Consider the following 8,699-nt stretch of genomic DNA (forward strand, 5'->3'; position numbering starts at 1 on the left):
GTCGTCTCCACCCTCATCGCGCTCCGGCCAGCGCTCCGGCTTGGCTCGCGACCCTAACGCGCTTGTAACGGCCTGGGTCCCTCTGTTTGGAAGAATTCGCAGCGGGAAGTTCGAGGCCCGCCATCGGCCTGGTGCACTGACCCAGACGGAAGGTGCAGGCCCGATGGGAAGATGTCCTCTGATGAAGGGCCTCTCCCTGCTGGCTCCTGAATCTTCTGAATGCGTCTGAGCACTAGGCATGCGCCTATGCCGAAGCTCATCGAGCGCGTCGAAATCATCACCGGCATCCAGCGCCGCCGAAATGCTCACCCGCGATAAGCCCCTACCGCGGGTGAGACTGTGCACCGGTGGGGCGCCCGGCAAAAGAGGGCGCTCCTGGCAGGATCAGTCGCCTCGCCGGCCGATCGTGCGACTTACGGCGTTGGCCTACCGCTTCCCTCTGCCGCCACGGTCAGTCGACCGCGTCCCAGCGGCCCGGTGAGCCAGCCCTCGAGCTGGTCCATGCAGCTGTAGGCCGCAGGCACGAAGAACAGGCTGAGCATCGTCGACGTGATCAGGCCGCCGGTCACCACCAGCGCCATTGGTGAGCGGAACTCGGTGTCGGCGCCGACGCCAAGAGCCGTGTGCAGCATGCCGGCGCACATCGCGAGGGTGGTCATGACAATCGGGCGAGCACGTTTCAGCGCTGCCTCGGCAATCGCCGCGTTCCGGGAGAGGCCCCGCTCGCCGCGTGCCAGGACTGCGTACTCGACCAGCAGGATCGAGTTCTTGGCGACGATTCCCGTCAGCATCAGGATGCCAATGACGGCGGAGACACCCAGGGGCTTTTGCGTAATGATCAACGCCGCTAGCGCCCCACCGAGGGCGAGCGGCAGCGCCGAGAGGATCGTCAGGGGTTGCAGCAGGCGGCCAAACAGCAGCACGAGCACTAGGTATACGAGCAGGACCCCGGCGCCCAGCGCTGACGTGAAGCCGCCGAACAACTCGCGCATGGTCTCCTTGTCGCCGGTCTCCTTCTCGCGGACGCCGTCGGGCAGGTTCCGAATGATCGGCAGTTCCGCCACCAACCGCATCGCCTCCCCGAGTGGAAGTCCGTTCAGCTCGGCCTCCACCGTTGCCTTCCGCTCCCGGTCGAGGCGGTCGATCCGCGCTGGGCCGGCACCGCGGCGGATATCGGCGACCGCACCGAGTGGCACGGACACACCGTCGCGCCCCTCGACCCGTAGGGTACGCAGCACACCAAGGTCGCCACGCGACCGCTCGTCCAGCATCACCCTGATGGGGATCTGCCGATCCGGCAGGTTGAAACGAGCAAGGCTCTGATCCACGTCGCCGATGGTAGCGATGCGCGCCGTTGTGCCGATCCCTGCCACCGATACGCCGAGTTCGGCCGCACGGGCCCCCCGCGGTACGATCTGCAGTTCGGGGCGCTCCAAGCTCCCCGTGGAACGAACGCCGGCCAGCTGGGGAACGCTGCGCATCTGCCGCTCCAGCTCGCGCGCCGCGGTAGCCAGGGTCGCCGCGTTGTCGCCAGCAAGCGTGACCTGCAGTCGTGAGCCGCTCTGCCGCTCGGCGCCGAAGCGCACCCGCGCGCCGGGAAGGCGCTCCAGCTCCGGTCGGACCGCCGCCTCGAAGGCCCGCTGCCCGATGGCACGTTCGCTGCGTGGCACCAGCATCACGACCAGGTTGGCCGTGCGCGGGTCTCCGGTCCTGGTGCTGCTGCCCGAAACGGGACCACCCACGACGTTGCTGCCGGTCGTGCCGATCGAGGCGAAGACGGACGCCACCTCGGGGCGCGCCTTTAGGATGCGCGTCGCCTCCCGCGCCACGGCCTTGCTGTCGGCCAGGGTCGCGCCCGGCGCAAGTTCGATCGAGACGGCGGAACGGCCGCGGTCGGCACTGGGGACAAAGTCTCTGGGAATTAGTGGGACCAGCGCGACTGATATGCCGAAGAAGGCGACGCCAGCGGCAATGGTGGCAAGGCGGTGGCGCAGGCACCAGGACAGCAGGATGAGGTAGCGGCTACCCAGCGTCCCCATCTCGCCCCTACCGGTGCGGCGGCCCGGGCGGGGCCTGAGCAGTTGGGCGCAGAGCAGCGGCGTCAGCAGTCGTGCCACCACCAGGGAGAAGGCCACGGCGGCCGCGACCGTCAGGCCGAACTGGCGGAAGTACTGCCCGGGGATGCCGGGCATGAAGGCCACCGGCACAAAGACTGCAAGGACAGCCGCGGTGGTGGCGACCACCGCCAGGCCGATCTCCGCCGACCCGTCAAGCGCCGCTCGGCGGGCATTGGCATCGGGGTTGGCGCGCATGTGACGGACGATGTTCTCGACCTCGACAATGGCGTCATCCACCAGCACGCCGACCACGAGCCCCAAGCCGAGCAGAGTCACGTTGTTCAGCGAGAACCCCAGCCACCGCATGACCAGGAACGTGGGCAGGAGCGACAGGGGAATGGCCAGCGAGGCGATGGCGGTCGCGCGCCAGTCCCGCAGGAATACCCAGACCGTCAGCACGGCCAAGAGCGCACCGACCGCGAGCGCCTCCGCCGCCGCGCGATAGCCTGCCCTCACGAAGGCCACGGTGCTGGCGATCAGCCGGATGCCGATGCCTGGATGCTCAACCTCAAGCCGGGCCAGGGCCGCGGCGACCTGGTCGGCGACCTGCACTTCGGAGCTGTCGCGGGTGCGCATGACCTCGAAGGCAACCACAGGCCGCCCGTCGAGCAGCGCCGCGGTGCGAACCTCGCCCGTCGCGTCTGTCACCCGGGCGATGTCGCCGAGCCGTGCGACGCGGCCACCGGGCAGCGCCACGCTGCGTCCCCGCAGCTCCTCGACCGAGGCGGCGGAGCCGAGCGTTCGGACGGCTTGCTCGCGGCCGCCCAACGTGGCGCGCCCGCCGGGCAGATTCAGGTTGAGGTCGCGCAGCCGCGCGTTGACCTGATTGGCGGTGATGTCCAGGGCGAGGAGTCGGTCCGGCCTGAGTTCCACGCGGATCTCGCGGTCGGCCCCGCCTACCCGATTCACCTGCGCGACCCCGGGGATGGAGAGCAGCGCCTTGGCCACGGTGTCGTCGACAAACCAGGAGACCTGCTCGTCGTCTTTCAGCAGGGCGGTGACGGCGTAGGTCAGGATGGCGCCGCCGGCTGCCTCGACGCGCGCCACCAGTGGCTCCCGGGCACCTGCCGGCAGGTCGGGCCGGATCTGCGCCATCCTGTCGCGGACGTCTGCGGCGGCTCGGTCGACGTCCCTGCCGTGCGCAAACTCGATGACAGTCGTTGAGGTGCCGTCCGCCACCGTGGACGTGGTGTGCCTGACATCGCCGAGGCGCGAAACCGCGTCCTCGACGCGACGCGTCACCAGCGTCTCGAGCTCCGCGGGCGCGGCCCCAGGCAGTGCGACGGTGACCGTCACCGTGGGGAGGTCGAGGTCGGGGGTGTTGTTGATCCGGAGGCCGGGGAGCGCGGATAGCCCGGCGAGCGCCAGCAGCAGGAACAGCACGCCGGTTGCGACCGGGTTGCGGATCGCCCAGGCGGAGATGTTCCGGTGCTTGCCGCCGGTGAGGAATGGGCCGGTCTGCATGAGGGCGTTCGTCGCCGGTCGACGGGTCAAGGGGCGGCAGCGAGGAGGGGGGCCACCAACACGCTATCGCCTTCCGCGAGGAACCCTGCCCCGGAGACGACCACCCGCTCGCCCGCGCGCAGGCCGTCCATGACCTCCACGAAGCCCCGGTCGTATGCACCGACAGCCAGCCGCCGCAGTGAGACCCGGCCGTCGTCGCCCAGGACGAAGGCCGCTGGCGCGTCGGTACGGAACACCACCGCAACCTGTGGCACTGCCAGCGCGCTCACCGTATCGGCGCGGATCTCGGCGCGGGCGAACATGCCGGGGAGCAGGCCCGCATCGGCCGGCAGCGCCACGCGGACGATGCCGTGTCGCGTCCCGGTGTCGACGATCGGCGCGACAGCGCGCACCGTCGCCTCGATCTCCCGATCGCCATGCACGACCCGCACGGCCTGGCCAGGGCGGACCGCACCGAGGTCGAGCTCGGGCACCTTCGCGTCCAACTCAAGGCGTCCGTCGCGGACCATGCGGAACATCTCCTGGCCAGCCGACGGGACAGCGCCAAGCAGCGCCGCGCGACGCGCGATGACGCCGCCGGCCGGGGCGAGAATCCGTGTCTGGGCCAGCCGGGCGACGGCCTCGTCGCGGCGGGCCCGGGCGGCGGCGAGGCGGGCCTCGGCCTGGAGCGAGGCGGCCTGGCGCTGCTCGACGGCCTGGCGCGTGACGATGGCCCCGCGCGAGAGCTCATCGGCGCGGCTGAGATCCGAGCGGGCGACCTGCAGGGCGGCTTCGTTCTCTGCTACAACCGCCTCGGCCAGGGCCACCTGGGCGATGGGCACGGCGGCGTCGAAGCGCAGGAGGAGCTGACCTTGCCTGACCCTGTCACCCTCCTCGACGGCCACCTCGACGACGCGGAGCCCACCGATCTCGGCGCCGATGGCAAGTTCCTGCCAAGCTACCACCGAGCCGTCACCGACCACGATCCGGTCCACTGGCACTGACTCGACGAGTGCGACGGCGACCGCCAGGGCTGGATGCGGGGTTGTCTGGCCAGCGGCAGCCGCAGTGGCCGAGACCGAGGACGAAGGGCCGGGGGCGAGCCAGGCTGGGGCGGGGCTGCGGAGATAGCGTTCGGCTACCCCGGCCACGAGCAGCACGAGCGCTGTCCCACAGAGCCAAGTCCAGACGGCTCGCCGGCGCCTCCGCGGACGGGCTGTCGGAGTTTGATTGGCCTCCCCTGTGAGCCGGGAGGCGTCTGCCGCGCCATCGAACATGGTGTCACCTCGGAGGGCGTGGCGAGATTCGGTCGGAATGCGTCATAGGCCGCAGCCGGCCGTCCGGCGTCGGAACGCGGCCTCCCCAGCCCGTAGCAATGCCGTCTGTGGCCTGCAGCCGGCGCCCGCCGCTTGCGGTTCGCACCAGGCCGCGCCCTTGCCGTGCAGCGAGGCCAGCTCGGCCTCCAGCGCCGCATGCAGGGGCGAGGTGCCGGAGATGTTGCGGATGCCGCCGGCCCCGGCGCCGTGCTCGGCAACAGCCCGCGTCGCCGCCGCCAGCACCGCCGGGTGGTTGCCCATGCCGAGATAGTCGTTGGAGGACCAGACGGTCACCTCCCTGACCCCCTGCGGCCCGTGCCAGCGGTAGGTCGGGAAGCGCCCGGCCAGCTTTTCAAGACGGGCGAACTCGCGATAGCGGCCTTCCTGGCGAAGGTGGCCAGGCTGTCGCGGCAGTAGGCGAGGAACGCGGTACGAGTGGCGATCGGCACGGTCACGCTCGTCGAGCTCCAACACGGCAGTTATGTTACTATTACGGCTTAAAACTATTGGGGCCAGCCCGCGCGTGTCGAGAGGTTTAGACACACCTTATGGTGTAGTTGTTCGATATATAATTCGTTCACCAAGGTCGCGGTCCAGCGCTGCGCACCGCCCGGGATGCACACGGGCAGAACAGGTAGGGGACGCGTGGACGGCGACGGAGGCACCGACTGGGCACATATGCTCGACTTGCAGCAAGGACCACGCCTTTGTCAGCCACCGCGATCCTGGTGCTGGTTTAGTTATCTCCAATCTGTGCGTTCATTTCGCACGACGTATTGCCGTATAAAGTCGTCTGGTATTTACAAGGTAGTGATGCGATGGCGGTCGATCTGGCTGCTGAGGCCAAAATCGTCACTGAATATGTCCTTAACTGGGAAACCAGCACGGCTGCTGACACGGCTGTCCTGGTTCGCTTGGCGGACTGGCTGGAGCAACGGCTGCAGCTCGGCCGCGACGTGTTCGGCCGCGGCGTTGCCGAGCCTGACGCGGGCAGCCTGCCGGCCGCAGACGTCACCGCGCTGCTGCGGGCCTGCCTGAAGCTGCTGGCGCTGCCGGAGCGCGAGCGGGTCTACCGGCCCAACCCGCCATTGCTCTGGCGGGTGCCGGAGGCGTTGGACCGCATGCGCCGGCTGCTGCCGCACCTGCTCGACGGCGCGCCGCTGGGACGCTTCCTGCCGCCGGTGGGGGAGGGACCTGCCGCCACGCTGCAGCGCCGAGCGGCGCTGCTCGACCTCGGCCACCACCGCACCAGGCTCCCGGTGCAAGGCAGTGCCTTGCACCCGCCACGATCCGCGCCTTGTCGTCGTCAGACCATTTCCGCTGGCGTCCAGGTCCGGTCAGGACCTCGACCCGGCCATACCTGCCACCCTTCGCGTCGTCATTAACGTCGACCCAGTGTGTTGCACGGATCAGCGGTGAGGACGCACGTAGCCCTACCCACGTTGCGGGTCATGCGACGCGAACATACTCCGGCCGTTCGAGGTCCAGCATCCGGTTCAGCACACCGGCGGCGATGGCCACCTCCGTCGCTTGGCGCCCGTCGGTTTGCGAACGGAGCCCATCACCGATCACCCGCTTCCAGCGCGAGATGTCAGCCTCGACCAAGGCACAGTCGTTGTAGCCCGACGCCCGCTGCCAGCCCAAGCGGCCGCGCTTAGCGATGCACTGCAGACGGCAGTCGCGCTGTGTCGGTGCGGTCTCCGCGGCTTCGCTTGGCACCGCGTTCGCGCGAGGTGGTACCACCACGGCTGCCTCGGAATGCCGTGACGTGACCTCGGCGTAGACATCGTCCCGGTCGTAAGCGCCATCGCCGGTGAAGGACGCCACCGACCCCTCGATCTGATCGAGCAAGGAACCGGCCTGCGAGCCGTCGTCAGCGTCCTTGCCGGTCAACACCGCCGCAACTATCCGACCCGTGTCGGCGTCGGTGGCAAGGTGCAGCTTGCGCCAGCCACGACGCCTCTTGCTGCCATGCTTCTCAACCCGCCACTCGCCGGGACCACAAAGCTTCAGCCCAGTGCTGTCCACCAGCAAATGCAGGGGCTCGCTGCTCGCCTTCGGCCGCAGCACCTCCAGCGTCTCGGCCCGGCGGCTCAGGGTGGAGTGGTCCGGCACAGCGAGATCGAGGCCGAGCAGCTGCAGAATGGAGCCGATCAAGCCCTCGGCCTGGCGTAGCGGGAGGCGGAATACCGTGCGCAGGGTCAGGGCGGTGGTGATGGCCAAATCCGAGTAGCAGGGCTGCCCGCCCCAGGTGCTACGCGGCGCCGCGCGCCACCCTTCGATTGCCTCCTCGGAGAACCACACGGTCAGGCTGCCGCGAGCCCGCAGGCCGGCGTCGTACTCGCTCCAGTTCTTCACTCGGTGCCGCTGGGCCGGAATGTGGTGTCGACGGTCAGCATTGGCTTTGAACGGCATGGCGGGCCCCCTCGAACGAGGGCTCTCCCTCGTTCCAGCCTACCCCGCACCGCCCAATCCGGCGATCCCTGCAACAAGATGGAGCCACGCAGGAAAAATGGGAATGTCCCGATTCCGCCGCTGCAATGCCTCGACATACGGCTGGCTGGCGGCAGCTTTATGCAAGCAAGCGTACTTTGACCTCCCAGAGCCGGCGCTTGCGGGCCAGTCGAGGAGGTTTTGTGGGCACGGACGGCCCCCTCAGGGCCGTCTGGCGAGAGGGTTCTGTCAGGCCTCGTGCCAAGCAGCCTGTTTGTTTGGCCGGGGTAGGGCTGGTAGGCTCCGGCTCAGGGCTCGATGAGAGGCACGGGATGGACTGTGTGGCCTGCGGCTCGGCCATGGTGACCGAGCGGCCGGAGCGCACCGCCCAGGGTTACCTCCGGTTCCGCTGCCGCGCCTGCGGCAAGCAGTTTAATGAGCGCTCCGGCACCGTGCTGAACCACGCCCAGTACCCCTCCGACGTCATCGCGCTCGTGGTGCTGTGGCGACTGCGCTACCGCCTGACCCTGCGGGACCTGGCCGAAATGTTCCTCGTCCGTGGGATCGTCTTCAGCCATGAGGCCGTCCGCGAGTGGGAGGCGAAGCTCGCGCCACGTCTTGCCGACGAACTTCGTCAACGCCGGCACGGCAGGAGCGGTGCCCGCGGCCGCCGCTGGCACGTGGATGAGACATACCTGAAGATTGGTGGCCGATGGGCCTATCTGTATCGAGCCATCGACCGCGACGGCAACCTCGTCGACACCATGCTTAGCAAGCACCGCGACATGACCGCGGCCCAGGCCTTCTTTCGCTCAGCCAAGGCCGCCACGGGTGTCACGCCCGATCAGGTCACCACCGACGGGCACGGCTCCTATCCGCGGGCGATCCGCAGCACGCTCGGTCGGCGGGTCGTGCACCGGACCAGCGCCTACAAAAATAACAGGCTCGAGCAGGACCACCGCGGCGTCAAAGGCCGAACACCATGCATGCGCGGCTTCAAAAACTCCGCCTCAGCGGAGCGGTTCTGTCGAAGCTATGACGAGCTCCGCAACTTCCTTCGGCTCCGCACCCGCCACAATCGGTTTATCTCCGCTAATCGCTGTCGCCTGCTTCACCTCCGCCGCACCACAGCTGTGCTTACAATTCTCGAAGCTGTGTGGGCCAAACGCGCCTTGCGTCTCATGCCGTCAGGTGTGGCGCGAGTTCTGACAGAACCCGCGGCAGAGGTGGCTGACGCCTTCAAGGCGTTCTCCGCGGCCGGATTAGAGCACTTTGATGTTGCACGGAATCGCATGGTCTGATTCGACGCTGGTGTTGCACTGGCGAGGCGATGATGACGGCACCTCTGTCTGCGGACCTCCGGCGGCGCCTGGTCCGGGCGGTTGAGGCG

The 8,699-nt window shown here is 68.6% G+C and carries 6 protein-coding genes; 2 read left to right on the forward strand and 4 right to left on the reverse strand.

Annotated elements, in window-relative coordinates; translation table 11 throughout:
- Window positions 1-413: 413 nt before the first annotated feature.
- From H7965_RS27195 to H7965_RS27205, 3 genes are all read right to left on the reverse strand, one after another.
- Window positions 414-3,581: an efflux RND transporter permease subunit gene (locus tag H7965_RS27195; RefSeq protein ID WP_186773680.1), complete on the reverse strand. Its 3,168-nt coding sequence runs from the start codon at window positions 3,579-3,581 to the stop codon at window positions 414-416.
- Between the two features lie 26 nt (window positions 3,582-3,607).
- On the reverse strand, window positions 3,608-4,720 hold the full coding sequence (locus H7965_RS27200) for an efflux RND transporter periplasmic adaptor subunit (protein ID WP_186773681.1): 1,113 nt from the start codon (window positions 4,718-4,720) through the stop codon (window positions 3,608-3,610).
- Window positions 4,721-4,879: 159 nt separating this feature from the next.
- Complete coding sequence (locus H7965_RS27205; RefSeq protein WP_390624628.1) at window positions 4,880-5,350, reverse strand: aminotransferase class I/II-fold pyridoxal phosphate-dependent enzyme; 471 nt, start codon at window positions 5,348-5,350, stop codon at window positions 4,880-4,882.
- A gap of 440 nt (window positions 5,351-5,790) precedes the next feature.
- Between H7965_RS27205 and H7965_RS27210 the strand changes: the two genes are divergently transcribed.
- A complete protein-coding gene (locus tag H7965_RS27210) occupies window positions 5,791-6,261 on the forward strand; it encodes a hypothetical protein (RefSeq protein ID WP_186773682.1) in 471 nt (156 codons plus the stop codon).
- A gap of 64 nt (window positions 6,262-6,325) precedes the next feature.
- Here the strand turns inward: H7965_RS27210 and H7965_RS27215 are convergent, their stop codons facing one another.
- Window positions 6,326-7,291, reverse strand: coding sequence for an IS5 family transposase (locus H7965_RS27215; protein WP_186773683.1), 966 nt, complete (start codon window positions 7,289-7,291; stop codon window positions 6,326-6,328).
- A 350-nt stretch (window positions 7,292-7,641) separates the two neighbouring features.
- Here H7965_RS27215 and H7965_RS27220 point away from each other — a divergent pair, with 350 nt between their 5' ends.
- Complete coding sequence (locus H7965_RS27220; RefSeq protein ID WP_222440844.1) at window positions 7,642-8,610, forward strand: IS6 family transposase; 969 nt, start codon at window positions 7,642-7,644, stop codon at window positions 8,608-8,610.
- Window positions 8,611-8,699 lie beyond the last annotated feature (89 nt).

It is taken from the genome of Siccirubricoccus deserti (assembly GCF_014283215.1).
Lineage (GTDB): Bacteria > Pseudomonadota > Alphaproteobacteria > Acetobacterales > Acetobacteraceae > Siccirubricoccus > Siccirubricoccus deserti.